This window comes from Streptomyces manipurensis (assembly GCF_049570255.1).
GTDB lineage: Bacteria > Actinomycetota > Actinomycetes > Streptomycetales > Streptomycetaceae > Streptomyces > Streptomyces manipurensis.
On record NZ_CP186950.1, the window covers coordinates 6,050,296 to 6,077,248 of the forward strand.

Genomic DNA, 26,953 nt, shown 5'->3' on the forward strand with positions numbered 1-26,953 from the left:
ACGCGAACGGCCGGGGAAGGCCGCAGGCCCGGACCCCGGGAGTGCTCCTCGGGGTCCGGGCCTGCCGGGGCCGGCGGGGTCAGAGGACCTCTGCGGCGATGTTCTCCGCGACCTGCTCCAGCAGCGGGCCGGCGTTCGGGATCGACTTGGCCGGGTCGGGCTCCAGGTCCGTCAGCGGGTACGCCTTGCGGATACCCGCCGCCTGGAGGGCCGCCGTGTCCAGCAGCAGCCGGCCGCACACCGCCACGACCGGCTTGCCCGCGGCGCGCGCGGCCGCCGCGACGCCCGCCGGGGCCTTGCCGTGCAGGGTCTGCTCGTCGAGGGAGCCCTCGCCCGTGATCACCAGCGTGGCCCGCTCCAGCGCCGGGGCGAAGCCCAGCACCTCCAGCATCAGCTCGATGCCGGGACGGAAGCTCGCGCCGAGCAGCAGTGCGCCGTAGCCGATGCCGCCCGCGCCGCCCGCGCCCGGGGAGGAGGCGAGCTCGGTGGCCTTCGGACCGATGGCCTTCTCCAGCACCTGCGCGTAGTGCGCCAGCGCCGCGTCGAGGGTCGCCACCTCCTCGGGCGAGGCGCCCTTCTGCGGGCCGTAGACGGCCGCGCAGCCCTTCGGGCCGGTCAGCGGGTTGTCCACGTCGCTCGCCAGGACGAAGTCGACCTCGGCGAAGCGCGGGTCGACGCCCGACAGGTCGGCCGAGGCCAGGTCGGCCAGCGCGCCGCCGCCCGGACCGACCGGTTCGCCGTCCGCGTCCAGGAAGACGGCACCCAGCGCGGCCAGCATGCCGGCGCCGCCGTCCGTGGTCGCGCTGCCGCCCACGCCGAAGACGATCGAGCGCGCGCCCGCGTCCAGCGCGGCCTTGAGCACCTCGCCGGATCCGTAGGTGGTCGCCGTCAGCGCGGCGAAGGTGCCCGCGGGCAGCAGCTGCAGGCCCGAGGCCTCCGCCATCTCCACCACCGCGGTGCCCCCGCGCAGCGCGAAGGCCGCCGTGACCTGCTCGCCCAGGGGCCCGGTCACCCGTACCTCACGACGTTCGAAACCGGCCGCCACGGCGGCCGCGACCGTGCCGTCGCCGCCGTCCGCCACGGGGAGGGTCTCGATCTCCACGCCCGGGACGGCCCGGCGGAGCCCGGCCGTCACCCGCTCCGCGACCTGAACGGCCGTGAGCGAGCCCTTGAATTTGTCCGCGGCGATGAGCACGCGCGCGGCCTCAGTTACTGCTCCGTCCGTCACCTTGCTATTCCCTTGCTATCGAACAGTGCAGTCGCGCCTCCATGAGCTTATCCGGAGGATCCTCCTATGCCCATGAGTGGCCTGGGCCACATCCGGCGCGCCATGCGGCTAAATACGGATATACGCCTGCATAGTGTGGCCGCATGAGTGCGGAATCACCGGACAGGCCCCCCACGGACCCCGCCGACGACGGCCCCGACCACACCGTCGTCACCGTGGGCGTCCTCGCCGTCCTGGCCGCCGTCGCCTGGGCGGCCCTCGGCAAGGAGTCCTTCGACACCGCGTCCGCCACCGCGCTCCGCTGGGTCCTCGACAACTTCGCCTGGCTCTTCGTGATCGCCGCCGACGTCTTCCTCGTCCTCTGCGTCGTCCTCGCCATCAGCCGCTTCGGCCGGATCCGGCTGGGCGCCGACGACTCCGAACCCGAGTTCACCAACCTCGCGTGGATCGCGATGATGTTCAGCGCCGGCATGGGCATCGGCCTGATGTTCTACGGAGTGGGGGAGCCCCTCACCCACTACCTCGCCCCGCCCCCGGCCTCCGGAGCGGCCCCCCGCACCGGCGCCGCCGCCCTCGCGGCCATGGAGTACTCCTTCTTCCACTGGACCCTCACCCCCTGGGCCATCTACGGCATCGCCGGCCTCGCCCTCGCCTACGCCACCTTCCGCAAGGGCCGCGGCAACCGCCTCAGCTCCGCCTTCGTCCCCCTCATCGGCGCCCGGCGCGCCGACGGAGCCCCCGGCCGGGCCATCGACCTCCTCGCCGTCTTCGCGACCGTCTTCGGCACCGCCACCAGCCTCGGCCTCGGCGCCCTCCAGGTGTCCAAGGGCCTCAGCATCACCACCGGCATCGACGACTCCACCACCGTCGAACTGATCATCATCGGCTCGCTCTCTGCCGCGTTCGTGCTCTCCGCCTTCTCCGGCCTCCACAAGGGCGTGAAATGGCTCAGCACCAGCAACCTCGTGCTCGCCGCCGTCCTCGCGCTCTTCGTCTTCCTCCTCGGGCCCACCGTCTACATCCTCGACGTGATCCCCGCCGGCATCGGCGGCTACCTCCACGAGCTGCTCCCCATGGCCACCCGCACCGGAGCCTTCACCGACAGCGCCTGGCTCGGCGCCTGGACGATCTTCTACTGGGCGTGGTGGCTCTCCTGGGCCCCCTTCGTCGGCACCTTCATCGCCCGCATCTCGCGCGGCCGCACCATCCGTGAATTCCTCATCGGCGTGCTGCTCGTCCCCAGCGGCGCGACCGTCATCTGGTTCTGCGTGATGGGCGGCACCGCGATCCGCCTCGACTCCACCGGCGCCGTCGCCTTCGCCGCCACCATGAAGGACGGCACCGAGGCCTCCCTGTTCGCCATGCTCGACGCACTGCCCCTCGGCACGCTCACCTCGTGGATCGCCATGATCCTCGTCATGACCTACTTCGTCACCAGCGCGGACTCCGCCTCCCTGGTGATGGGCTCCCTCACCAGCCGCGGATCCCTCCACCCGCCCACCTGGCTGGTCGTCACCTGGGGCGTCCTGATGGCCGCCGTCGCCGCCGTCCTGCTCGTCGCCGGAGGCCTCAAGTCCCTCCAGACCGCCACCATCCTGGTGGCCCTGCCCTTCGTCGTCGTGATGCTGCTCCTGTGCTGGGCCCTGCTGAAGGAACTGCGCGAGGACCCCGGCGCCGGCCCCGCCCGCCACCACCCCCTCCACGGCATGCGGGACGCCGTCCGCGCCATGGTCGGCGACGCCCTCACCGAGCAGGGGCAGACGCGCCACCACCGGCTGCGCCGCGCCGCAGGCTCCCGGGGCGACGGCCCGGGCCCGCACGGGGACGCATGACCGGGCGGGAGGACCCTCCGGCCCCTCGGTAGGGTGGCCCGGTGACCACCACGCATGACTTCGCCACGTACATCGCGAGCCTGCCCCGGGTACTCGCCGGAGCCGCAGCCCTCTACCGGGACGCCGCGGGCCGGGTCCTGCTCGTCGAACCCAACTACCGCGAGGGCTGGGCCCTGCCGGGCGGCACCATCGAATCGGACGAGGGCGAATCCCCCCGCACCGCCGCCCGCCGCGAGAGCGCCGAGGAGATCGGCCTCGACCTCCCGCTGGGCCGGCTGCTCGCCGTGGACTGGACCCTCGGCCCCGGCCGCCCGCCCCTGGTCGCCTACCTCTACGACGGAGGCGTCCTCGACGAGGCGCAACTCGCCTCCATCCGGCTCCAGGAGGAGGAACTGCTCTCCTGGCGCCTGGTCGACCCCGCCGAACTCACCGCCTACCTGCCCGGATCGCTCGGACGCCGCGCCGAAGAGGCCTACCGCGTCGTGCAGTCGGGCGAGGGCACCGTGGAACTGGAGAACGGCCGGCGCCCCGACTCCCCGTGACACGGGCCTTACCGCGAGCAGGACAGAATCAGCAGATGATCACGATGTACGCCTGGCCCAGCACCGCCGACGGGCCCGACGCCCTGCCCATGGTCCACTTCACCACCGACGAGCAGGCCGGCGGCCAGGTCACCCCCGACGGCACGCCCGTATGGCTCTTCGACACGGCGATACGCGACGGCGGCTGGGCCCTCTTCAACGACTTCGACGGCTGGTCCGTGCCCGCCACCGAATGGCGCGCCCTCTACCGCCGCGAGGACGACTTCCTCGCCGTCACCGGCCCCGGCGCCTGCGAGGGCTGGTACGAGGGCAACCTCGGTGCCGACGGGGACTGGGTGGCCGCCGCGGCCGCCCGGGAGAGCGTCGTCCTGCTCGCCGCCCCCGTCCAGCACCCCTCGCTCTACGGCTACGCCGTCGAGGCCGGCGCGGCCTTCGCCCTGCTCGTCCCCCTGCTCGTCATCTGACGCCGGGGGCGGGCAGCGTCCGCTCCCCGGCCTCGAAGGCCAGCAGCCGCACCTTGCGCTCGACCCCGCCGCCGTACCCCGTCATCGAACCCGACGCGCCGATCACCCGGTGGCACGGGACGATGATGCCGACCGGGTTCTTCCCGTTCGCCAGACCCACCGCCCGCGAGGCGTTCGGCTTCCCCAGCCGCGCCGCTAGCTCCCCGTACGACCAGGTCTCGCCGTACGGGATCCGCACGAGCTGCTCCCACACGCTGCGCTGGAACGCGGTGCCCTCCAGCCGCAGCGGAAGGTCGAACTCGGTCAGCTCCCCGGCGAAGTACGCCGTCAGCTGGCGCACCACCTCCGGGAACGGCTCCTCACCGGGCCCCACCCGCTCGCCGAAGGCCTCCTCGGCCGGCCGGTGCCGTTGCCCCGTCATGTAGAGCCCGCCCAGGACACCGTCCACGGCGACCAGGGTGAGCGGACCGTACGGGCTGTCGACGACGGTGTGCTGCTTGTTCATGACTGCTGCTCCTCAGACCGGCAGGTGGTTGACGGGGTGGGCGTCCGTGGCCCAGAGGTACTGCACGGCGTACGCGCGCCACGGCCGCCAGCCGGCCGCCCGGGCCGTCAGCGCCGCGGGGGTGGACGGCAGCCCCAGGCCCTGCGCAGCCCGCCGCACCCCCAGGTCCGACGGCAGGAAGGCGTCCGGATCACCGAGCGCCCGCATCGCGATCACCTCCGTGGTCCAGGGGCCGAACCCCGGAAGCGCCGCCAGCCGGGCCCGCGCCTCCTCCCAGTCGCTGTCGATCCCGAGCGGCAGCGAGCCGCCCGCGAGCGCCGACACCAGGGTGGTCAGGGTGGCCCGCCGGCTGCGCGGCAGGGCCAGCGACTCCGGATCCAGCCCCGCGAGCGCCTGCGGCGACGGGAAGAGGTGGGTCAGCCCGCCCAGCGGGTCCTCCACCCGCTCCCCGTACGCGGTCACCAGCCGGGCCGCGTGGGTGCGCGCCGCCGCCGTGGACACCTGCTGGCCCAGCACCGCCCGCACGGCGAACTCCGCCGCGTCGACCGTACGGGGCACCCGGCGCCCCGGCGCCTTTGCCACCAGCGGAGCCAGCAGCGGGTCCGAGCGCAGCTGCCCGTCGACCGCCTCCGGGTCGGCGTCGAGGTCGAGCATCCAGCGGCAGCGGCTGATCGCGATCGTGAGGTCGCGCAGGTCGGTCAGGGCCAGACGGCAGCCGATGTGGTCGGGCCGCGGGGTCAGCGCCACGACGCCGGTCCCGTGGGGGAGGCGCAGCGTGCGGCGGTAGGCGCCGTCGCGCCACTCCTCGACCCCGGGGACGGCGGTCGCGGCCAGGTGCCCGAACAGGTTGTCGGGGTTCAGGGGGGCCCGGAACGGCAGCCGCAGGCTGATCGTCCCCGGGATCCGCGGCGCCGCGTCCTTCGTCCGCCCCGCCTTCACGGACCGCTCCCGCAGCTCGCTCGGGGAGAGGGCGAAGACCTCGCGGACGGTGTCGTTGAAGGTCCGGATGGAGGAGAAACCGGCGGCGAAGGCCACGTCCCCCATCGGGAGCTCGGAGGTCTCGATGAGCAGCCGGGCCGTCTGGGCGCGCTGCGCCCGGGCGAGGGCGAGGGGGCCGGCGCCGAGCTCGGCGCTCAGCTGGCGTTCCACCTGGCGCGTGGAGTAGCCCAGCCGCGCGGCCAGGCCCGGGACCCCCTCGCGGTCGACGACGCCGTCCTGGATGAGCCGCATCGCCCGGGCGACGGCGTCGGCGCGGGCGTTCCACTCCGGGGAGCCGGGGCTGGTGTCGGGGCGGCACCGCTTGCAGGCCCGGAACCCGGCCTGCTGGCAGGCGGCGGCGCTCGGGAGGAAGGTCATGTTCTCGATCTTCGGCGGCACGGCGGGGCAGCTGGGGCGGCAGTAGATCCGGGTGGTCAGGACGGCGGTGAAGAACCAGCCGTCGAAGCGGGCATCCTTCGACTGCACGGCCCTTACGCAGCGCTCGGTGTCGGTGTGCATGGCTCCAGGATCCGGGGCGGGATCCCCAGTGGGCTGGCGGTTTTCCGACATCAAGGCTAACGCCGTCCGGGCCGGGCACTCCGTGGGCCGGACGGGGCCGTGGCCGGCGGCGGGGCGGGGGCCGTCCGGGGTAGGCATGATTCACGGCCCCTCGGCCGGATCGAGAACGCCCCCGGCGGTCAGGGCCAACACATCACGTTCTACACCCCGGACGGCCCCCGCCCCACCACCTACCCCGTCCCCCGCCCTCAGGCGCCCGCCGGCGGCCCTCCCAGGCCCTGTGAGGCTGCCCGTGGGGTGTCGCGGCCCGACCCCCACCCCCCCCGCCCCCGGACACGCAGGAGGCCCCGGATGCCGAGGGCATCCGGGGCCTCCTCGAACCTGCCGAGCTAGCGCAGCGACGTCGCTCGGGCTTCGCGGCGGTTGTGGCGGAAGGTGTTCGCCCTCCGCGTCGTCGCGAACAGCGGAATCGTCGCGGCCATCGCGATCTGCAGGGCGCAGCCGGTCTGGAGCAGCAGCTGACCGCCGGGCGCGTCGAACGCCCAGGCCGCCAGCAGGCCCATCGCGCTGACGATCCAGCACAGCATCGCCACCGCCAGGACGCCCCGCGGCTTCGGGTACTCCACCCGGCTCACCATCAGCCAGGCCACCCCGATGATCGCCAGCAGCGTCGGGATGAACGGGAGCTCCAGCAGCACGATCGAGACGACCGTCAGGGCGCCGAAGGGGCTCGGCATGCCCTGGAACATGCCGTCCTTCATCGTCACGCAGCTGAATCTGGCGAGTCTGAGCACCACGGCCAGCAGCACCACGATCGCGGCCAGGGCCGACATCTTCTGGTCCGCGTCGACGGCGACCATGCCGTAGACGAGGACGAAGTAGGCCGGGGCCAGGCCGAAGCTGATCAGGTCGGACAGGTTGTCCAGCTCGGCACCCATCGGCGAGCTGCGCAGCTTGCGGGCCACGATGCCGTCGAAGAGGTCGAAGACCGCGGCGAGCAGCATCAGTATCACTGCCGTCGCGGCGCTGTTGCGGGCCATGCCCGTCTCACCGCTGCCGGTGAGGTGCGGGATGAGGATCCCGGTGGTGGTGAAGTACACCGCCATGAATCCGCACGTGGCGTTACCGAGGGTGAGGGTGTCCGCTATCGACAGCCGCAGCGAGAGCGGCATGTCGTCCTCGGCGGACTCCTCCTCGGCAGGCTCGGGCACCCAGCCGGTGGCCGGAGTCTCAGGGTCAGTCACGGTCAATTCGTGTCACCCCCGCGGTGGTGGTCTGACCGACCTCGACCGCGACCTCGACGCCCTCGGGGAGGTAGATGTCGACGCGGGAGCCGAAGCGGATCAGACCGATGCGTTCGCCCTGCTCCACCTTGGTGCCGGCCGGGAGGTACGGCACGATACGGCGGGCGACGGCGCCGGCGATCTGCACCATCTCGATGTCGCCGAGCTCGGTGTCGAAGTGCCAGACAACGCGTTCGTTGTTCTCGCTCTCCTTGTTGAACGCCGGGACGAATCCGCCGGGGACGTGCTCCACGGACGTCACCGTGCCCGCGAGGGGCGCGCGGTTGACGTGGACGTTCAGCGGGCTCATGAAGATCGCGACCCGGGTTCGTCCGTCCTTCCACGGCATGATGCTCTGCACCACACCGTCGGCGGGCGAGATGACACGGCCCTGGGCGATCTCACGCTCGGGGTCGCGGAAGAACCACAGCATGCCCGCGGCGAGCGCGGTGGCGGGCACGGCCACAGCGGCCCAGCGTCCGGACTTGCGGGCCCGGGTGAGGCTGAGCGCCGCGGTGGCGACGGTCGGCAGAAGCCACGGCGATGCTCCGCGAGCGAGACGTACGCCGAGTCGGCTGTCGCGAGATGCAGAGGTTTGGCTGTGGGGCATGGATGACCTTCGTAGCGGGTGATTGCCGCGCCGCAAACAGGGGGACGGGACGGCGGCTTTACTGGAATGCTATCGGTTGCGCGCAACAACTGGGCAAGCCAGAAGCCGAGTCGATGACCGTCGGCCAGTGACTGGCAGTGATCCTTTCGTGGCGGACCCGTGGAAGATCCGCCACAAAAGGGACTTTCAGCCCTGGAGTCGGTACTCCTCGAGCAGGCGTCGCCCGATGATCATTTTCTGGATTTCGGCGGTACCTTCACCGATCAGCAACATCGGAGCCTCTCGGTAGAGGCGCTCGATCTCGTACTCCTTCGAGAATCCGTATCCACCGTGGATGCGGAAGGCGTCCTCCACCACCTCCTTGCAGTATTCCGAGGCGAGGTACTTCGCCATCCCTGCTTCGAGGTCGTTTCGTTCCCCGGAGTCCTTTTTGCGTGCTGCATTGACCATCATCGCATGAGCGGCTTCGACCTTGGTAGCCATCTCGGCCAGCTTGAACTGGATGGCCTGGTGTTCGGCGATCGCCTTGCCGAAAGTGTGACGTTGCTGGGCATACGAGACACCCAGTTCGAAAGCACGCTGAGCGACGCCGCAGCCACGGGCGGCCACGTTCACCCGGCCCACCTCGACCCCGTCCATCATTTGGTAAAACCCTCGGCCCGTCTGGCCGCCGAGGACGCGATTGGCCGGAATGCGCAGTCCGTCCATGATGAGCTCGGTCGTGTCGACGCCCTTGTAGCCCATCTTGTCGATCTTGCCGGGGATGGTCAGGCCGGGGCGCACCTCACCGAAGCCGGGCTCCTTCTCGACGAGGAAGGTCGTCATCGACTTGTGGGGGGCCGTGCCCTCGGGGTGTCCTTCGTCACTTCGGACCAGGACGGCCACCAGGGTGGAGCTGCCGCCGTTCGTCAGCCACATCTTCTGGCCGTTCAGGACGTACTCGTCGCCGTCCTTCACCGCCTTGGACGAGATGGCCGACACGTCCGAGCCGAGGGCCGGCTCCGACATCGAGAAGGCGCCGCGGACCTCGCCCAGCGCCATGCGCGGGAGGAAGTGGTCCTTCTGCTCCTGCGTGCCGTGCTGCTTGAGCATGTACGCCACGATGAAGTGCGTGTTGATGATGCCCGAGACGGACATCCAGCCCCGCGCGATCTCCTCGACGCAGAGGGCGTAGGTGAGCAGCGACTCACCCAGACCGCCGTACTCCTCGGGGATCATCAGCCCGAAGAGCCCGAGCTCCTTGAGACCGTCGACGATCTGCTGCGGGTACTCGTCGCGGTGCTCCAGCTCGGTGGCGACCGGGATGATCTCCTTGTCGACGAACTCGCGGACGGTCTTGAGGATCTCCCGCTGGACGTCGGTCAGCCCGGCGGTCTGGGCGAGTCGGGCCATGGCTACTTCTCCTGGGTCTTCGGCTGGGGGCGGCCGGGCTGCTCGCCGCCGCGCTCCTTGATGTAGGTCTCGGTCGGGACCATCACCTTGCGCCGGAAGACGCAGACGAGGGTGCCGTCCTGCTTGTAGCCCTTGGTCTCGACGTGGACGATGCCGCGGTCGTTCTTCGACTTCGACGGGGTCTTGCCGAGGACCGTGGTCTCGCCGTAGATCGTGTCGCCGTGGAAGGTCGGCGCCACGTGCCGCAGGGACTCGATCTCCAGGTTGGCGATGGCCTTCCCGGAGACGTCCGGCACGGACATGCCGAGCAGCAGCGAGTAGATGTAGTTGCCCACGACCACGTTCTTGCCGAAATCGGTGGTGTTCTCGGCGTAGTTCGCGTCCATGTGGAGCGGGTGGTGGTTCATGGTCAGGAGACAGAAGAGGTGGTCGTCGTACTCCGTGACCGTCTTCCCGGGCCAGTGCTTGTAGACCGCCCCGACCTCGAACTCCTCGTACGTGCGTCCGAACTGCATCGGGATCAGGCCTCCGCCGTCTTCTCGGTCGAGGGGTGTTCGAACTTGGTGGTGCGCTGCATGCCGGCGGCGCGGCCCTTGCCCGCGATGACCAGGGCCATCTTGCGGCTGGCCTCGTCGATCATCTCGTCGCCGAGCATCGCGGAGCCCTTCTTGCCGCCGGCCTCGGAGGTGCACCAGTCGTACGCGTCGAGGATCAGCTCGGCGTGGTCGTAGTCCTCCTGGGAGGGGGAGAAGACCTCGTTCGCCGCGTCGACCTGGCCGGGGTGCAGCACCCACTTGCCGTCGAAGCCCAGCGCCGCCGCCCGGCCGGCCACCTCGCGGTAGGCGTCCACGTCGCGGATCTGGAGGAAGGGGCCGTCGATGGCCTGGAGGTTGTGCATGCGGGCCGCCATCAGGATCCGCATCAGGATGTAGTGGTAGGCGTCCGCCGGGTAGCCGGGCGGCTGCATGCCCACGACCAGGGACTTCATGTTGATGGAGGCCATGAAGTCGGCCGGGCCGAAGATGATGGTCTCCAGCCGCGGGGAGGCGGCGGCGATCTCGTCGACGTTCACCAGGCCCTTGGCGTTCTCGATCTGCGCCTCGATGCCGATCTTGCCGACCTCGAAGCCCATGGTCTTCTCGATCTGGGTCAGCAGGAGGTCGAGTGCGACGACCTGCTGGGCGTCCTGGACCTTCGGCAGCATGATGCAGTCGAGGTTCTGGCCCGCGCCCTCGACGACCGTGACGACGTCGCGGTAGGTCCAGTGGGTGGTCCAGTCGTTGACGCGCACGACGCGGGTCTTGCCGGTCCAGTCGCCGTTGTTCAGCGCGTCCACGATGGTGTGGCGGGCGCCTTCCTTGGCGAGCGGGGCGCAGGCGTCCTCCAGGTCCAGGAAGACCTGGTCGGCCGGCAGCCCCTGGGCCTTCTCCAGGAACCGCGGGTTCGAGCCGGGCACCGCGAGGCAGGAGCGACGCGGGCGAAGACGGTTCACCGGGTGGACTGGCGTGGTCATGCGGGGACCTCCGTGCTTGCAACGAGTGCGTTGTCTGTGTCGAGGGGGGCGAGCTTGTTGGCCTTGCGGATCTCGTCGACGATACGGCCGATGATCTCCGTGATGCCGAAGTCCTTCGGGGTGAAGACCGCGGCGACACCCGCGGCCCTGAGCGCGACGGCGTCGGCGTTCGGAATGATGCCCCCGACGATGACGGGGATGTCACCCGCCCCCGCCCCGCGCAGCCGCTCCAGGACGTCCGGGACGAGAGCGCTGTGCGATCCGGACAGGATGGACAGGCCCACGCAGTGCACGTCCTCGGCCAGCGCCGCCGAGGAGATCTCCTCCGGCGTCAGCCTGATGCCCTGGTAGACCACCTCGAAGCCGGCGTCGCGGGCGCGGACGGCGATCTGCTCGGCCCCGTTGGAGTGCCCGTCCAGGCCGGGCTTGCCGACCAGCAGGCGCAGCCGGCCCGAGCCGAGCTCGTCGGCGGTGCGGGCCACCTTCTCGCGGACCTCGTGCATCGGGGTGCCGGGCTCGGCGGTGACGGCGACGGGGGCCGAGGAGACGCCCGTCGGGGCGCGGAACTCGCCGAAGACCTCGCGCAGGGCGCCCGCCCACTCGCCTGTGGTGACACCGGCCCGGGCGCACTCCAGGGTGGCCTCCATCAGGTTCTCGGTGCCGGCCGCGGCCTCCTTCAGGCGCTCCAGCGCCTGCTGGGTGGTGGGGAAGACGAACGGGTCGCCGTTCCCCTGGCGGTCCGAGGACTCCTGGCGCTCGGCGCGCCAGCGGCCGATGCGCTCCACGGTGAACGCCTCCGTCGCCGGGTCGACCGTCATGATCGCGCCGTCCAGGTCTGCCGTGAGCGGGTTCTCCTCGGTCTGCTCGAAGCAGTTGACGCCGACGATCTTGTCCTCGCCGGCCTCGATCCGCGCCCGCCGTTCGGCGTGCGAGGAGACCAGCTCGCCCTTCAGGTAGCCGGACTCGACGGCCGCCATGGCGCCGCCCATCTCCTGGATCCGGTCGATCTCGGCCAGGCAGTCGGCGACCAGGGAGTCGACTTTGGCCTCGATGACGTGGGATCCGGCGAAGATGTCGTCGTACTCCAGCAGGTCGCTCTCGTGGGCGAGGACCTGCTGGATGCGCAGCGACCACTGCTGGTCCCAGGGCCGGGGCAGGCCCAGCGCCTCGTTCCAGGCGGGCAGCTGCACCGCGCGGGCGCGGGCGTCCTTGGAGAGGGTGACCGCGAGCATCTCCAGGACGATGCGCTGCACGTTGTTCTCGGGCTGCGCCTCGGTGAGTCCCAGGGAGTTGACCTGGACGCCGTAACGGAAGCGGCGCTGCTTCGGGTTCTCGATGCCGTAGCGCTCCTTGGTGACCTGGTCCCAGATGCGGCCGAAGGCGCGCATCTTGCACATCTCCTCGATGAAGCGGACGCCCGCGTTCACGAAGAAGGAGATGCGGGCGACCACCTCGCCGAAGCGCTCCTCGGGCACCTGCCCCGAGTCGCGCACCGAGTCGAGGACGGCGATCGCGGTGGACATCGCGTACGAGATCTCCTGGACAGGGGTGGCCCCGGCCTCCTGGAGGTGGTACGAGCAGATGTTGATCGGGTTCCACTTGGGGATGTGGTTGACCGTGTACGCGATCATGTCGGTCGTCAGCCGCAGGGACGGCCCCGGCGGGAACACGTGCGTCCCGCGCGAGAGGTACTCCTTGACGATGTCGTTCTGGGTGGTGCCCTGGAGCTGGGCGATGTCCGCGCCCTGCTCCTCGGCGGCCACCTGGTAGAGCGCCAGCAGCCACATGGCGGTGGCGTTGATCGTCATCGAGGTGTTCATCTGCTCCAGGGGTATGTCCTGGAACAGCCTCCGCATGTCGCCCAGGTGGGAGACCGGGACCCCGACCCGGCCGACCTCGCCGCGGGCGAGGATGTGGTCGGGGTCGTAGCCGGTCTGCGTCGGCAGGTCGAACGCGACCGACAGGCCGGTCTGGCCCTTGGCGAGGTTGCGGCGGTACAGCTCGTTGGACGCCTCGGCCGTGGAGTGGCCGGCGTACGTCCGCATGAGCCACGGACGGTCCTTCTGGCGCTCTGTCATCTCAGGCTGTCCCTTAGGCCTTTGAACGGTCTCAGACGTTGCGGAAGCGGTTGATCGCGTCGAGGTGTTCGGCGCGCATCTCGTGGTTGCGGACGCCGAGGCCCTCCTCGGGGGCGAGCGCGAGGACGCCGACCTTGCCCTGGTGGAGGTTGCGGTGCACGTCGTAGGCGGCCTGGCCGGTCTCCTCCAGGGAGTAGACCTTCGACAGGGTGGGGTGGATCTTGCCCTTGGCGATCAGGCGGTTGGCCTCCCACGCCTCGCGGTAGTTGGCGAAGTGCGAGCCGACGATCCGCTTCAGCGACATCCACAGGTAGCGGTTGTCGTACTGGTGCATGTAGCCCGAGGTCGAGGCGCAGGTGGTGATGGTGCCGCCCTTGCGGGTGACGTAGACCGAGGCGCCGAAGGTCTCGCGGCCCGGGTGCTCGAAGACGATGTCGATGTCCTCGCCGCCGGTGAGCTCGCGGATCTTGGAGCCGAAGCGCTTCCACTCGCGCGGGTCCTGGGTGTGCTCGTCCTTCCAGAACTTGTAGCCCTCGGCGTTGCGGTCGATGACCGCGGTGGCGCCCATGGCCCGGCAGATGTCGGCCTTCTCCGGGGAGGAGACCACGCAGATCGGGTTGGCGCCGCCGGCCAGGGCGAACTGGGTGGCGTAGGAGCCGAGGCCGCCGCTGGCGCCCCAGATCAGGACGTTGTCGCCCTGCTTCATGCCGGCGCCGTTCTGGGAGACCAGCTGACGGTACGCCGTGGAGTTGACCAGGCCGGGGGAGGCGGCCTCCTCCCAGCTCAGGTGGTCGGGCTTCGGCATCAGCTGGTTGGACTTGACGAGCGCGATCTCGGCCAGGCCGCCGAAGTTGGTCTCGAAGCCCCAGATGCGCTGCTCGGGGTCGAGCATCGTGTCGTTGTGGCCGTCGGAGGACTCCAGCTCGACGGAGAGGCAGTGCGCGACGACCTCGTCACCCGGGTTCCAGGCGTTGACGCCGGGGCCGGTGCGCAGGACGACGCCCGCGAGGTCGGAGCCGATGATGTGGTACGGCAGGTCGTGGCGCTTGGTGAGCTCGGACAGGCGCCCGTAGCGCTCCAGGAAGCTGAAGGTGGAGACGGGCTCGAAGATCGAGGTCCACACGGAGTTGTAGTTGACCGACGAGGCCATGACCGCGACGAGGGCCTCGCCCGGGCCCAGCTCGGGCAGCGGGACGTTGTCCAGGTGCAGGGACTTGCGGGGGTCCTTGTCGCGGGTGGTGAGCCCGGCGAACATCTCCGCCTCGTCCTTGTGCACGGTGATCGCGCGGTAGGACTCGGGGAGCGGCAGGGCCGCGAAGTCGGCGGCGGTGGCGGACTGCGACTGAATCGCGTCCAGGATGTCCTTCACGGTGAGCCTCCGGCTAGCGCTGATGAGGGTGCGCTGAGGTGTACGCGGGTGCGTGGAGCAGGTGTGGTGTGTGTGCCGTCGGTCCGGCTGAGCGGTGGTGCGGGCGACGCCCGTGGTGCGGCGTGCGGGTGCCTGGTGACGCAGGCGTCCGGGGCGCGTTCCGTGCCGTGTGGGCGTGGGCCGCGGGGACATCCGGACGACTTCAACGTATGGCACCCCGTGTCACCCGGCAAGGCACCGCGTGCCAAATCTTTCTCTCATTTGCCGATTGACCTGCGCAGATGAGCGATGATCGATCAAAGCTACCGGCGAGTAGGGGCAAGCCGGACATACAAAAGCGGCCGCCCCCGGGTCGGGGACGGCCGCTGTGACGAGCATCGCTCGCGCGCGTCGCTACCTCGTGCGCAGTGCCTCTTCGATGGTCCGCATGACCTCGTCCAGCGGGGCGTCGGTACGGGCCACCGCCACCAGCACCTCGCCCTCGGTGCGCACCGCCGCCGGCCCGGCCGCCGCGACCGGGCCCAGGGTGCGGCCCGCGCCGATGCCGGTGCCGAAGGTCTTGCGCACGATCGAGAAGGCGTGGTCCAGCTGCGCCTCCACGTCGCCCTGGCCGCCGGCCCGCAGCCAGCGCCGCAGCACGTGGTTGTGGGCCGTGACCACCGCCGAGGCGGCCACCTCGGCCAGCAGCGGGTCGTCGTTGCCGTCGTGGTGGTCGGTCTCGTCGAAGTGGGCCAGCAGGTAGCGGGTGAACAGCCGCTCGTACCGGGCCACCGAGGCGATCTCCCGCTCCCGGAGCGCCGGGACCTCGCGGGTCAGCCGGTAGCGCTCCACCGACACCGCCGGCGAGGCGGCGTACATCTTCATGACTTCCTTGATCCCGCGGCACACCGTGTCGAGCGGGTGCTCGTGCGCCGGGGCCACGTCGAGGACGGCCTCGGCGCGGGTCAGGGTGTCGTCGTGGTCGGGGAAGATCGCCTCTTCCTTGGAGCGGAAGTGCCGGAAGAACGTCCGGCGCGCGACCCCGGCCGTCGCGGCGATCTCGTCGACCGTCGTCGCCTCGTACCCCTTGGTCGCGAACAGCTCCATGGCCGCCGCCGCGAGCTCGCGGCGCATCTTGAGCCGCTGGGCCGCGGCCCGGGTGCCGGCCGCGCTCTCGGGGGCGTCGGGGGCCGAGGAGGCGCGGGGCGAGGTCTTGGCGGGCTGGGACATAGAGCGAAAGTACTTCATTCGCGCAGGGGAGCGCGCCTGAGGGGGGTGAGAGGGGGAGGGATGCGGGGGAGAGCCCGCACTGGGCTCGGGAGGGTCAGTCCGCCGTGAGGGTCCGGCGGACCCGAGCAGCCCTCCCCACGCATCCGGCTCATGGCCCGCGCGGTTACCGGCGGGCGTACTCACGGAATCCGCGGCCGGTCTTCCGGCCCAGGCAGCCCGCCGCCACCAGGTGCTCCAGGAGCGGCGAGGGAGCCAGGCCCGGGTCGCGGAACTCCTTGTGGAGGACCTTCTCGATGGCCAGCGAGACGTCGAGGCCGACCACGTCCAGCAGCTCGAACGGCCCCATCGGGTAGCCGCCGCCCAGCTTCATCGCCGCGTCGATGCTGTCGATGTCCGCGTAGTGCTGCTCGACCATCTTGACCGCGTTGTTGAGGTACGGGAACAGCAGCGCGTTCACGATGAATCCGGCCCGGTCCCCGCAGTCCACCGGGTGCTTGCGCACCTTGGCGCAGACCTCGCGGACCGTGGCGTGCACGTCGTCCGCCGTCAGGACGGTCCGGACCACCTCGACCAGCTTCATCGCCGGAGCCGGGTTGAAGAAGTGCATGCCGATCACGTCCTGCGGACGCGAGGTGGCCCGGGCCACCGCGATCACCGGCAGCGAGGAGGTGGTCGTGGCCAGCACCGCGCCCGGCCGGCAGACCTTGTCCAGCGCCGCGAAGAGCTCCTGCTTGACCGCCAGGTCCTCCGCGACGGCCTCCACCGCCAGGTCGACCTCGGCGAAGGCGTCCAGCGACCCGGCCGGGGTGATCCGGCCCAGGGTCGCGTCCGCCGCCTCCTGCGTCAGCCGGCCCTTGGACACCGCACGGCCCAGGGACTTGCCGATCGCGGCCTTGGCGGCCTCCGCCTTCTCCTGGCTGCGGGCGGCCAGGACCACGTTGTACCCGGACTGGGCGAAGACCTGCGCGATGCCGCTCGCCATCGTCCCGGAACCCGCGACGCCCACCGAGGAGACCGGACGGCCCGCGCCCAGCAGCGACCCGTCCAGCGGGGTCTGCAGGTCGCGGACGATCACCGAGCTGCCCGCAGCCTCGTACGTGTAGAAGCCGCGGCCGGACTTCTGCCCGGTCAGCCCCGCCTCGGCCAGGTGGCCCAGGATCGGCGCCGGGGCGTGCAGCCGGTCGCCGGAGGAGGCGTACATGGCCTCCAGGACCGTCCGGGCCGTGTCCACGCCGATCAGGTCGAGCAGCGCCAGCGGGCCCATGGGCAGGCCGCAGCCCAGCCGCATCGCCGCGTCGATGTCCTCGCGGGAGGCGTACTTCGCCTCGTACATCGCCGCGGCCTGGTTCAGGTAGCCGAAGAGCAGTCCGTCGGCGACGAAGCCGGGACGGTCCCCGACCGGCACGGGCTCCTTGCCGAGCTCCCGGGCCAGCTCGGTGACGGCGGCCACCGCGGGCGGCGCGGTCAGCACGCAGGAGACGACCTCGACCAGCTTCATGGCCGGCGCCGGGTTGAAGAAGTGCAGGCCCAGGACGCGCTCGGGGCGCTGGGACTCGGCCGCGAGCCGGGTCACCGACAGCGCGTTGGTGCCCGTGGCGATGATCGTGTCGGGCCGCACGATCGCGTCCAGCTCGCGGAACACCTGCTGCTTGATCTCGTAGGACTCCGGCGCGACCTCGATGACCAGGTCGGCCTCGGCCGCGGCGGCGAGGTCGGTGAAGGTGCGGAAGCGGGCGAGCACGTCCGCCCGCTCCTGCTCGGTGAGCAGCTCGCGGGCGACCGAACGCGCGGTGGACGCGCCCAGGGCGGCGGCGGCCCGGCGGGCGGCGGCCTCGCTGACGTCGATGCCGATGACCTCGCGGCCGGCACGGGCGAGGACCTCGGCGATGCCGGTGCCCATCGTGCCGAGTCCGACGACGGCGACGGTCTGGAGGGTGGGGTGACTGGACTGACGGTCCATCGAGGGACTCCAGTGGAAGAGGGTGACGACTGAGGGGGCGCGCGGCGCACAGCGCGCGCGGATGCCGTACGGGGTGCCGTGCGGTGAACGGGCGCGCGCGAGGGTGCGGCCCGGAAGCGAACCCCTGCCGGAGCGGGCTCCGGGGGGTGGAGAACGGCGGGGCCCTGTCCCGGGGTCACGCCGTGCGAAACGAGATACGAACCGACCGGCACGGGGCGGCTGCGTCACCAGGCCGCCCTGTACGGGTGTTGCTGCATCGACAGTAACTCGCCGGTAACTGGTGCGCCAGAGCGCGGAGATGTGACCTGTACCGCCGAAATGTACCGATCATCGATCATCGATCAGCCCGCCCGGTGAACTCTCGGCGAACCCGGCCCGGCGGCAGGCCGCGCCGCCTAGGGTGGGCCGGGTGAACGACGTGCTGGAGCGCCTGCGGGCGGAGGCCGGGTCCTCACCCGCGTACGAGGAACTGCTGGGCGCCGGCCCCGACGGCCTGGCGGCCGCCCTGACCTCGGCCGGGCATCCCCTGTGGGCCCGCGAACTGGCCGCCTACCGACTAGGCCTCGCCGGGGACCGGCGCGCCTTCGAGCCGCTGGTGCTCCTCCTCAACCACCGGGACCCGCCCCGCTGCGCGGCCGCCGCCGAGGCCCTGGCCGTCCTGGACGACCCGCGCACCGCCCGCGCGGCGGCGGCCCTCGCCACGAACCCCCTGCGCACGGCCTACGCCCTCCAGCCCGTCCGGCTGCTCACGGCCCTGCGGGCGCCCGAGTCCGCTCCCGCCCTGCGGGCCACCCTGGCGCGGCTGCTGTCCCCGAACGACCCCTACTGGCGGGTGGCGCTGGCCTGCGTCGAGGGCCTCGGCGCGCTCGCCGACCCCGACGCCCGCGAGGTGCTGACCCGCGCCCAGTCCCACCCCCGCCTGGCCGTGGCGGCGACGGCCGCGCTGCGCTCCCTGGACGCCTGACGGGGCCGTCCTTCCCGCGGGCCGGTGTCCGGCCCGCGGGGGAGGTGTCCTCAGCCGCGGAAGCCCAGCAGCCCGTGCAGGGCCGCGCCGCCCGCCGACGGGGGGACGGCGCGGGTCGCCGCGGTGGGTCGCGGGGCCGGCGCGGCGGGGCAGGAGGCGTCCGCGGCCGTTCCCGTCCTCAGGTAGGCCGCCACCTTCTCGTCCAGGCAGGTGTTGCCGCTGAGGGCGATGCCGTGGTTGCCGCCTCCCTCCTCGACCACCAGCGCCGAGCCCGCGAGCTTCTCCCGCATCGTGACCGCCCCCTCGAAGGGGGTGGCCGCGTCGTCGGTCGCCTGGAGCAGGAGGGCCGGCGGGAGCTGGGTGTTGGTCACGTCGGGTGCCTCGAGCGGCTGCGTCGGCCAGAAGGCGCACGGCGCGTTGTACCAGGCGTTGTTCCAGGTCATGAACGGGGCCTTGGCGTGCGTGCGCCACATGTCGGCCCGCCACACGTTCCAGTCCCGCGGCCAGGCCGAGTCCCGGCACTGGACCGCCGTGTACACGCTGTAGCTGTTGCCCGCGGAGGGCTCCACCGCGCCGAACCGCTCGTACGCGGCCACGAGCGGCTTGGGGTCCTTCTTCACGGAGTACGCCGAGAACGCCTCGGCGAGGTGGGGCCAGTAGCCGTTGTAGTAGCCGCCCGGCAGAAAGGTGTCCTCCAGCTCCGAGGGGCCCACCTTGGCGCCCGCCGGGGTCGCGCGCAGCGCCTGCCTCATCTCGTACCAGCGCCGCTCGACCACCGCGGGGTCGGTGCCGAGCCCGTAGACGGAGTCGTGCTGGGCGACCCAGGCCATGAAGGCCTTGTGGCGGGCGTCGAAGGCGACGTCCTGGGCCAGGTTGTCCTTGTACCAGACGCCGCTGGGGTCGACGACGGAGTCCAGGACGAGCCGGTGCACGCGGCCCGGGTGGAGCTTGGCGTACACCGCGCCCAGGTAGGTGCCGTACGAGTAGCCGAAGTAGCTGATCCGCTCCGCGCCCAGGGCGCCCCGCAGCACCTCGATGTCCCGGGCCGCGGAGACCGTCCCGATGTGCGGCAGCACGTCCGCGTGCCGGGAGGCGCAGGACCGGGCGAAGTCGCGCACGCGCTCCAGGTTGGCGCGTTCCGTGGCCCGGTCCAGGGGCAGGGAGTCGGGCCGTACGGGGGTGAAGTGGCCGGCGCCGCAGTCGAGGGCGGGTTCGCTCTTGCCGACGCCCCGCGGGTCGAACCCGATCACGTCGTACTGGGCGGCCACGTCCTTGGGCAGGGCGGAGGCGACGAACCCGGCGAGGCTGCGGCCGCTGCCCCCGGGCCCGCCGGGGTTGACCAGCAGCGGCCCCTGGGAGGTCTTCGCGGTGTGCGGGACCCGGGTCAGGGCGAGCGTGATCTGCCGGCCCGCGGGGGCGTCGTGGTCGAGGGGAACCTTGAGGGACGCGCACTGCAGCGTGGGGTGGCGGGGCGTCGCGCAGGCGGTCCAGGCGAGCGCCGCGGCCCGCTCGGCCGGCGCGGGCGCGGGGGCCGGGGCGGCCGTCACCGGGCTCGTGAGGGCGGCGGCGACGGTGGAGATCGCCAGCAGGACGGCGGCGCGCTTCTTCAAGGGGTGGAGCATGGGGCCTCCCAGCCGAAGGTTCTGGGCGGAATCGTCCCGGAAACGGTGGCTGGAAGGCGGGATTGGTGCGGCGATTGGCCCGATGTGATGACCGGTCAGGGCCCGGTGCGGGCGGGGCGGGGGTCAGAGGAGGCTGAGCTGGGTGGGCGCGGCGGGCGCCGGACCGGCCGGCGGCCCGGGGGCGGCCGCGGCCCGGGGTGCGGCGCGGCGGGCCGGTCCGATGCCGAATTCCGCCGCCAGTTCGTGGACTTGGCGGGTGATGCGGCGCTGGTACCAGGTGGGCGCGTACGCGCCGCCCGCGTACATGCGCTCGTACCGCGGGACCAGATGGGGGTGGTGCCGGCCGAGCCAGGCGGTGTACCACTCGCGGGCCCCGGGCCGCAGATGGAGTACCAGGGGTGTCACGGAGACCGCGCCGGACTCGGCGACGGCCCGCACCGTCGCCCGCAGCTGCTCGGGGGAGTCCCCGAGGAAGGGGATCACCGGGGCCATCAGGACACCGCACTCGATCCCCGCGTCGGTGAGGGCCCGTACGGCGGCCAGCCGGGCGGCGGGGGACGGGGTGCCCGGTTCCACGGTGCGCCACAGGGAGGTGTCGGTGAAGCCGACGGAGACGGAGATGCCGACCTCGGTGACGGAGGCCGCCTCGCGCAGCAGGGGCAGGTCGCGCAGGATCAGCGTGCCCTTGGTGAGGACGGAGAAGGGGTTGGCGCGGTCCCGCAGGGCCTCGATGATGCCGGGCATCAGCCGGTAGCGGCCCTCGGCCCGCTGGTAGCAGTCGACGTTGGTGCCCATGGCGATGTGGGCGCCGGTCCAGCGGGGGGAGCCGAGCTCGCGGCGGAGCAGCTCCGGGGCGTTGGTCTTGACGACGATCTGGGTGTCGAAGCCGAGGCCGGTGTCGAGGTCGAGGTAGCCGTGGGTCTTGCGTGCGAAGCAGTACACGCAGGCGTGGCTGCAGCCGCGGTAGGGGTTGACGGTCCATTCGAACGGCATGCGCGAGGCGCCGGGCACACGGTTGACGATCGAACGGGCCCGCACCTCGTGGAAGGTGATCCCGCGGAACTCGGGGGTGTCGACGGTGCGGGTCACGACGGCATCGGCCCCGAAGAGGGCCCCGGTCCGGGCGGGCCCGTCGGTCAGGTTGTCCCAGCGCATGCTGCCTCCTTCGACGGCTCTCCCTCCGAGAATAGAACAAACGTTCCCATGATCGTGCGCTCCGGGAGTCCGGCGGCCGCCCCGGCGGCGGTGCGGGCTCCGCCCGGCGGCGGGGCGGCGGACCGCGGTGTGCCTCCCCGCCGGATTTGGGCGGCCGGGCCGGAGGTGGTTGGCTTCGCCGTGACGAGCGGACACAACTGCTGGAGGAACAGCTATGGCGCAGGTCGAGGCCACCACGGAGCGGATCATCGCAGCCGACGCGGAGACCGTGTTCGACGCGCTGGCGGACTACACCGGAACCCGCGGCAAGGTGCTGCCCGAGCACTTCAGCGAGTACGAGGTGCGCGAGGGCGGCGACGGCGAGGGGACCCTGGTCCACTGGAAGCTCCAGGCGACCAGCAAGCGCGTGCGCGACTGCCTGCTGGAGGTCACCGAGCCGACCGACGGGCAGCTCGTCGAGGCGGACCGCAACTCCTCCATGGTCACCACCTGGGTGGTCACCCCGGCCGGCGAGGGCAAGGCCAAGGCCGTCGTCACCACCGTGTGGAACGGCGCCGGCGGCATCGGCGGCTTCTTCGAGCGCACCTTCGCGCCGAAGGGCCTCGCCCGGATCTACGACACCCTGCTCGCCAACCTGGCCGCCGAAGTCGAGTCCTGAGCACGGCGGATGCCCGGGCCCGGCGGCCCGGGCACCTCACCGGTCCGGGTGGACTTCCCCCGCGCCCGCCCGGCCCGGCCGGCCCGCGGGGGCGCCGCGCGGACCCCGCGCGCTGATCCGCCTCCGAGCGCGGGGCAGCCCGTAGGCTGGGCGCAGCGTGCGCCGCCCGCGTCGCGCGCCACCGCGCAACCGACCGCCCGGGGGCCCGATGAAGATCCTCATCTCCGCCGACATGGAAGGCGCCACCGGCGTCACCTGGCCCGCCGACGTGCTGCCCGGCACGCCGCAGTGGGAACGCTGCCGCGCCATGTTCACCTCCGACGTCAACGCCGCGGTCCTCGGCTTCCACGACGGCGGCGCCGAGCAGGTCGTCATCAACGAGGCGCACGGGACCATGCGCAACCTGCTGCTGGAGCGCCTCGACGCCCGCGCCGAGATGCTGACGGGCCGCCACAAGAACCTCTCCATGGTCGAAGGCGTCCAGCGCGGCGACATCGACGGCATCGCCTTCGTCGGCTACCACACGGGCGCCGGCTCCGAGGGCGTCCTCGCGCACACCTACCTCGCCAACTCCATCACCGGCGTCTGGCTCAACGGCACGCGTGCCAGCGAGGGCCTGCTCAACGCCCATGTCGTCGCCGAGTACGGGGTGCCCGTCATCCTGGTCACCGGCGACGACCTGACCTGCGTGGACGCCGCCGGCTACGCCCCGGACGCGGTGACCGTCGCGGTCAAGGACCACGTCTCGCGCTACGCCGCCGTGTGCCGCACCCCCGCCCGCACCGCCGCCGACATCCGGGCCGCCGCCAAGGAGGCGACCGCTCTGGCCGGCCGCCGCGAGCCCGCCCCGGGCGGTCCGTACACGGTGGAGCTGGAGTTCGACGCCGAACACCTCGCCCTGTCCGCCACGGTGGTCCCCGGGGTGCAGCGCAGCGGCGAGCGCCGCGTCGCGTACACCAGCGAGACCATGTACGAGGGGATCCGTGCCTTCAAGGCGGTCACGACGGTCGTCTCGGCGGCCGTGGAGGAGCAGTATGGCTGACATGCGCGCAACCGACAGCGACGCCCCCGCCCCCGCCGTGGACCGGGTGGCCCTCGACGAGGCCGTCGAGTTCACTTCCGGCCTCATCCGGATCGACACCTCCAACCGGGGCGGAGGGCACTGCCGTGAGCGTCCCGCCGCCGAGTACGTCGCCGAGCGGCTCGCCGACGCGGGCACGGAGCCGGTCCTGCTGGAACGGACCCCGGGCCGCACCAACGTCGTCGCCCGGATCCCGGGCACGGACCCCACGGCCGACGCCCTCCTCGTCCACGGACACCTCGACGTCGTCCCCGCCGAGGCCGCCGACTGGAGCGTGGACCCCTTCTCCGGCGAGGTCCGCGACGGCGTGGTCTGGGGCCGGGGCGCCGTCGACATGAAGAACATGGACGCGATGGTGCTCGCCGTCGTACGGGCCTGGGCGCGCGCGGGCGTGCGGCCCCGCCGGGACATCGTGATCGCCTACACCGCCGACGAGGAGGACAGCGCCGTCGACGGCTCCGGCTTCCTCGCCGACCACCATCCGGAGCTCTTCGAGGGCTGCACGGAGGGGCTGAGCGAGTCCGGCGCCTTCACCGTGCACACCGGCCGGGGCCGGGCGCTCTACCCGATCGCGGCGGGGGAGCGCGGCACCGCGTGGCTCAAGCTCACCGCGCACGGCACCACCGGCCACGGCTCGAAGCCCAACCGGGCCAACGCCGTCACCCGGCTCGCCGCCGCCGTCGCGCGCATCGGCGCCCACGAATGGCCGGTACGGCTCACCGGCACCGTCAGCGCCTGCATCGCCGAACTCGCCGCGCTCCAGGGCCTGTCCGTGGACCCGGAGGCCCGTGACTTCGACCTCGACTCGGTCCTCGGCAAGCTCGGCCCGGCCGCGGCCCTGGTGGAGGCGACCATCCGCAACAGCGCCAACCCCACCATGCTCGAAGCCGGTTACAAGCTGAACGTGATCCCCGGCCAGGCCACCGCCTACGTGGACGGCCGGATGCTGCCGGGCGGCGAGGCGGAGTTCGCCGCCACCCTCGACGCGCTCACCGGCCCCGACGTCGAGTGGGAGTACCACCACCGGGAGGTCCCGCTCGAAGCCCCCGTCGACGGGCGGACGTTCGCCGTCCTGCGCGAGAGCGTCGAGCGGTTCGACCCCGACGGCCGCGTGGTCCCCTTCTGCATGGCCGGCGGCACCGACGCCAAGCAGTTCTCCCGCCTCGGCATCACCGGCTACGGCTTCTCCCCGCTCAAGCTGCCCCCCGGCTTCGACTACTGGTCCCTCTTCCACGGCGTGGACGAGCGGGTCCCCGTCGAGGCACTCCACTTCGGCGTCCGGGTCCTCGACCGCGCGCTGCGGACGCTGTGAACGGGGCCCGGTGATGGCCGCGCCCACCTGGCCCTACGGGAGCTGGCCCTCACCCCTCGACGCCGCGCTCGCCGCCGCCCACGACGGACGGCCCGAGTACGTGGGCACCGTCGGCCCCGAGGTCTGGTGGACCGAGCCCCGCCCCGCGGAGGGGGGCCGCCGCACCCTGGTGCGCCGCCGCCCCGCGGGGGACGGCGCCGAGACCGCCGAACTGCCGCCGCCGTGGAACGTGCGCAGCCGCTTCACCGAGTACGGCGGCCTGCCCTGGACAGGCGCCGAGCGCGCGGCCGGCGGGCCGCTGATCGTCTTCGTCCACTTCGCCGACCAGCGGCTGTACGCCTACGAGCCGGACGCGCCCGGAAGCCCCGGACCGCGCCCCCTCTCCCCGCTCTCCACGACCGGCCGCGGGCCGCGCTGGGTCGATCCGGTGCTGCGCGGCGCCGAGGTCTGGTGCGTCCTGGAGGAGTTCACCGGGCCCGCGCCGACGGACGTGCGCCGGGTGCTGGCCGCCGTACCGCTGGACGGCTCCGCCGCGGACGACCGGGCCGCCGTACGCGAACTGACCGACGACAGGCACCGGTTCGCCACCGGCCCGCGGCTGTCCCCCGACGGCCGGCACGCGGCCTGGCTGGTGTGGGACCATCCCCGGATGCCCTGGGACGGCACGGACCTGATGCTTGCCGAGGTCACCGGGGACGGGCTGCTGACCGGGGTCCGGAGCGTGTTCGGCGGCCCGGAGGAATCCGTGGCCCAGGTGGAGTGGGCGTCCGACGGATCGCTCCTCGCGGTCAGCGACCGCGGCGGCTGGTGGAACCCGTACCGGGTGGACCCCGCGACGGGCTGGGCCGTCAACCTGTGCCTGCGGGAGGAGGAGTTCGGCGGGGCGCTGTGGAAGCCCGGGCTGCGCTGGATGGCCCCGCTCGCGGAGGGGACCGTGGCGGTCCTGCACGGCCAGGGTTCCTCGGTGCTCGGCATCCTGGACCCGGAGAGCGGCGACCTGGTGGACGCGGCCGGGCCGTGGACGGACTGGCAGCCGACGCTCGCCGCGTCCGGGACCCGGGTCTACGGGGTCGCCGCCAGCCCGCGCAGCGCGTACGAGGTGGTCGAGCTGGACACCGCCACCGGCCACGCCCGGGTGGTCGGCGCGCAGGGCGCGGACCCGGTGGACCCGGCCTTCTACCCCGAGCCGCAGAGCCGGACCTTCCTCGGTCCCGACGACCGGCAGATCCATGCGCACGTCTATCCGCCGCACCACCCGGGCTGCCGGGCGGCCGCCGACGAGCTGCCCCCGTACGTGGTCTGGGCGCACGGCGGCCCCACCGACCACGTGCCGCCCGTACTCGACCTGCACATCGCCTACTTCACCACGCGCGGCATCGGTGTGGTCGAGGTGAACTACGGCGGTTCCACCGGCTACGGCCGCGCCTACCGGGAGAGACTGCGCGAGCAGTGGGGCGTGGTCGACGTCGAGGACTGCGCGGCGGTGGCGCGGGCGCTGGCGGACGAGGGGACCGCCGACCCGGCCCGGCTGGCGGTGCGGGGCGGGAGCGCGGGCGGCTGGACGGCGGCGGCCTCGCTGGCGGCGACGGACCTGTACGCCTGCGCGGCGATCATCTATCCGGTGCTGGACCTGGTCGGTTTCGCCGAGGAGACCCACGACCTGGAGTCCCGTTACATCGACGGCCTGGCCGGGCCGCCGCAGACCCTCGCGGTCGTCAGCCGCGAACGCTCCCCGGCGGCCAACGCCGACCGGATCACCGCTCCGTTCGTCCTGCTCCAGGGGCTGGACGACGCCGTCTGCCCGCCGGTCCAGGCCGAGCGGCTGACGGCGGCCATGCGGGGCCGCCCGGTGCCGCACGCCTACCTGGCCTTCGAGGGCGAGGGTCACGGGTTCCGCCGGGCGGACACCATGGTGCGGGCGCTGGAGGCCGAACTGTCCCTGTACGCGCAGGTCTTCGGGATCGAGCGGAACGACGTGCCCCGGCTCCGGCTGCGGCTGGAACGGGAGCGCTGAAGGGGCCGGCCCGCCCGCGGCGGCGGGCCCGGAGAGCCCGGCGGCCCCCTCCGCCGTCCCGGGAGGGGCGCGGAGGGGGCCGCCGGTGGGCCCTGCGTGGCGTACTACCAGGAGCGGTTGAACTTCACGTGACCGCCGTTGCGCTCGAACCAGCCGACGAAGCCCCAGTTGATCCAGCCGCCGTCGCCCTGGTTGGTGAACTCGCCGGACTCGAAGATCCACAGGCCGTAGTGGATGTTGCCCCACTGGACGTTGGCGTAGACCTTGGTGCCCCGGAACTGGTCGTTGTAGTTCTGGCTGAGATTGAACAGCATGACGTTGTGCCGGCTTCCGGCGGCCTTGAACGCCTTGTCCACCGCCTCCTGCACGAAGCTGCCGCGGTTGTCGGTCTTGATACCGCGCAGGGCGTCGGCTATGGCCTTGCCGCTGCCGAGGTGGTCCATGGAGACGTTGACGGTGACGCTCTTGTCGGCGGCGGCAGCGGCATCGGGGGCCGCGGCCGGCGCGGTGTCGGGGGTGGCGGCCGGGGCGGACACGGCGGGAGCCGGAGCGGCGGGGTGGCCGGCGGCCTGGGCCGGGAGCGCGGCGGCCCCGGTCAGGGCGAGGGCGGTGAGGGAGATCGTGGCGAGGGCGGTGGTGCGGCGCATGGCGTGGTCCTGTTCGGT

The 26,953-nt window shown here is 72.3% G+C and carries 23 protein-coding genes; 8 read left to right on the plus strand and 15 right to left on the minus strand.

What is annotated here, in order from left to right:
* Positions 1-79: 79 nt before the first annotated feature.
* Positions 80-1,228: a glycerate kinase gene (locus tag ACPU2J_RS27655; protein ID WP_423834238.1), complete on the minus strand. Its 1,149-nt coding sequence runs from the start codon at positions 1,226-1,228 to the stop codon at positions 80-82.
* Between the two features lie 143 nt (positions 1,229-1,371).
* Between ACPU2J_RS27655 and ACPU2J_RS27660 the strand changes: the two genes are divergently transcribed.
* From ACPU2J_RS27660 to ACPU2J_RS27670, 3 genes are read left to right on the plus strand one after another with little or no spacing between them, the layout of a single operon-like run.
* Positions 1,372-3,060, plus strand: coding sequence for a BCCT family transporter (locus ACPU2J_RS27660; protein WP_423834239.1), 1,689 nt, complete (start codon positions 1,372-1,374; stop codon positions 3,058-3,060).
* Between the two features lie 41 nt (positions 3,061-3,101).
* Complete coding sequence (locus ACPU2J_RS27665) at positions 3,102-3,602, plus strand: NUDIX domain-containing protein (RefSeq protein ID WP_423834240.1); 501 nt, start codon at positions 3,102-3,104, stop codon at positions 3,600-3,602.
* 35 nt (positions 3,603-3,637) lie between these two features.
* Entirely contained in the window at positions 3,638-4,066 is a 429-nt protein-coding gene (locus tag ACPU2J_RS27670) for a hypothetical protein (RefSeq protein ID WP_423834241.1), read from the plus strand.
* Here ACPU2J_RS27670 and ACPU2J_RS27675 read toward each other — a convergent pair.
* From ACPU2J_RS27675 to ACPU2J_RS27725, 11 genes are all read right to left on the minus strand, one after another.
* Positions 4,059-4,571, minus strand: coding sequence for a methylated-DNA--[protein]-cysteine S-methyltransferase (locus tag ACPU2J_RS27675; RefSeq protein WP_420079107.1), 513 nt, complete (start codon positions 4,569-4,571; stop codon positions 4,059-4,061). The two genes, ACPU2J_RS27670 and ACPU2J_RS27675, sit on opposite strands and share 8 nt — an antisense overlap.
* A gap of 12 nt (positions 4,572-4,583) precedes the next feature.
* Complete coding sequence (locus ACPU2J_RS27680; RefSeq protein ID WP_423834242.1) at positions 4,584-6,068, minus strand: AlkA N-terminal domain-containing protein; 1,485 nt, start codon at positions 6,066-6,068, stop codon at positions 4,584-4,586.
* 389 nt (positions 6,069-6,457) lie between these two features.
* Positions 6,458-7,318 (minus strand): CDP-diacylglycerol--serine O-phosphatidyltransferase, encoded by an 861-nt coding sequence (gene pssA / locus ACPU2J_RS27685; protein ID WP_361598728.1) that lies wholly within the window; start codon positions 7,316-7,318, stop codon positions 6,458-6,460.
* Positions 7,305-7,961 (minus strand): phosphatidylserine decarboxylase, encoded by a 657-nt coding sequence (locus ACPU2J_RS27690; RefSeq protein WP_361598725.1) that lies wholly within the window; start codon positions 7,959-7,961, stop codon positions 7,305-7,307. The genes pssA and ACPU2J_RS27690 overlap by 14 nt, the downstream gene beginning before the upstream one ends.
* A 186-nt stretch (positions 7,962-8,147) precedes the next feature.
* Positions 8,148-9,353, minus strand: coding sequence for an acyl-CoA dehydrogenase family protein (locus ACPU2J_RS27695; RefSeq protein ID WP_030027413.1), 1,206 nt, complete (start codon positions 9,351-9,353; stop codon positions 8,148-8,150).
* 2 nt (positions 9,354-9,355) lie between these two features.
* Positions 9,356-9,868, minus strand: a complete 513-nt coding sequence (locus ACPU2J_RS27700; RefSeq protein ID WP_361598721.1) for a MaoC family dehydratase — start codon at positions 9,866-9,868, stop codon at positions 9,356-9,358.
* Between the two features lie 5 nt (positions 9,869-9,873).
* On the minus strand, positions 9,874-10,866 hold the full coding sequence (locus tag ACPU2J_RS27705) for an HpcH/HpaI aldolase/citrate lyase family protein (RefSeq protein WP_364848464.1): 993 nt from the start codon (positions 10,864-10,866) through the stop codon (positions 9,874-9,876).
* Positions 10,863-12,944, minus strand: coding sequence for a protein meaA (locus ACPU2J_RS27710; protein WP_420079105.1), 2,082 nt, complete (start codon positions 12,942-12,944; stop codon positions 10,863-10,865). The genes ACPU2J_RS27705 and ACPU2J_RS27710 overlap by 4 nt, the downstream gene beginning before the upstream one ends.
* A gap of 31 nt (positions 12,945-12,975) precedes the next feature.
* Positions 12,976-14,313: a crotonyl-CoA carboxylase/reductase gene (gene ccrA, locus ACPU2J_RS27715; RefSeq protein WP_150260301.1), complete on the minus strand. Its 1,338-nt coding sequence runs from the start codon at positions 14,311-14,313 to the stop codon at positions 12,976-12,978.
* 393 nt (positions 14,314-14,706) lie between these two features.
* Positions 14,707-15,522 carry a TetR family transcriptional regulator gene (locus ACPU2J_RS27720; RefSeq protein WP_420079104.1) on the minus strand — a complete coding sequence of 272 codons (816 nt, stop codon included), beginning with the start codon at positions 15,520-15,522 and terminating at the stop codon, positions 14,707-14,709.
* 163 nt (positions 15,523-15,685) lie between these two features.
* Positions 15,686-17,482, minus strand: coding sequence for a 3-hydroxyacyl-CoA dehydrogenase family protein (locus tag ACPU2J_RS27725; protein WP_423834243.1), 1,797 nt, complete (start codon positions 17,480-17,482; stop codon positions 15,686-15,688).
* Between the two features lie 409 nt (positions 17,483-17,891).
* Here ACPU2J_RS27725 and ACPU2J_RS27730 point away from each other — a divergent pair, with 409 nt between their 5' ends.
* Positions 17,892-18,446 carry an adenylosuccinate lyase gene (locus ACPU2J_RS27730; RefSeq protein ID WP_420079102.1) on the plus strand — a complete coding sequence of 185 codons (555 nt, stop codon included), beginning with the start codon at positions 17,892-17,894 and terminating at the stop codon, positions 18,444-18,446.
* A 50-nt stretch (positions 18,447-18,496) separates the two neighbouring features.
* On the opposite strand, the gene ACPU2J_RS27735 is transcribed toward ACPU2J_RS27730, so the two are convergent.
* Positions 18,497-20,068: an alpha/beta hydrolase gene (locus ACPU2J_RS27735; RefSeq protein ID WP_420079101.1), complete on the minus strand. Its 1,572-nt coding sequence runs from the start codon at positions 20,066-20,068 to the stop codon at positions 18,497-18,499.
* Between the two features lie 123 nt (positions 20,069-20,191).
* Complete coding sequence (locus ACPU2J_RS27740; protein WP_420079100.1) at positions 20,192-21,223, minus strand: Rv2578c family radical SAM protein; 1,032 nt, start codon at positions 21,221-21,223, stop codon at positions 20,192-20,194.
* Positions 21,224-21,437: 214 nt separating this feature from the next.
* Here ACPU2J_RS27740 and ACPU2J_RS27745 point away from each other — a divergent pair, with 214 nt between their 5' ends.
* The 4 genes from ACPU2J_RS27745 (at position 21,438) to ACPU2J_RS27760 (ending at position 26,288) form a co-directional block, all read left to right on the plus strand.
* The gene (locus ACPU2J_RS27745) at positions 21,438-21,881 is read left to right on the plus strand and encodes an SRPBCC family protein (protein ID WP_423834244.1); all 444 of its coding nucleotides are present in this window, start codon (positions 21,438-21,440) and stop codon (positions 21,879-21,881) included.
* A gap of 208 nt (positions 21,882-22,089) precedes the next feature.
* Positions 22,090-22,923: a M55 family metallopeptidase gene (locus tag ACPU2J_RS27750; protein WP_361598695.1), complete on the plus strand. Its 834-nt coding sequence runs from the start codon at positions 22,090-22,092 to the stop codon at positions 22,921-22,923.
* A gap of 1 nt (position 22,924) precedes the next feature.
* Entirely contained in the window at positions 22,925-24,274 is a 1,350-nt protein-coding gene (locus ACPU2J_RS27755) for a M20/M25/M40 family metallo-hydrolase (RefSeq protein WP_423834245.1), read from the plus strand.
* Between the two features lie 13 nt (positions 24,275-24,287).
* A complete protein-coding gene (locus ACPU2J_RS27760) occupies positions 24,288-26,288 on the plus strand; it encodes a prolyl oligopeptidase family serine peptidase (RefSeq protein WP_420079098.1) in 2,001 nt (666 codons plus the stop codon).
* 104 nt (positions 26,289-26,392) lie between these two features.
* Here the strand turns inward: ACPU2J_RS27760 and ACPU2J_RS27765 are convergent, their stop codons facing one another.
* Positions 26,393-26,935, minus strand: a complete 543-nt coding sequence (locus ACPU2J_RS27765; RefSeq protein ID WP_365070502.1) for a stress protein — start codon at positions 26,933-26,935, stop codon at positions 26,393-26,395.
* Positions 26,936-26,953: the final 18 nt, after the last annotated feature.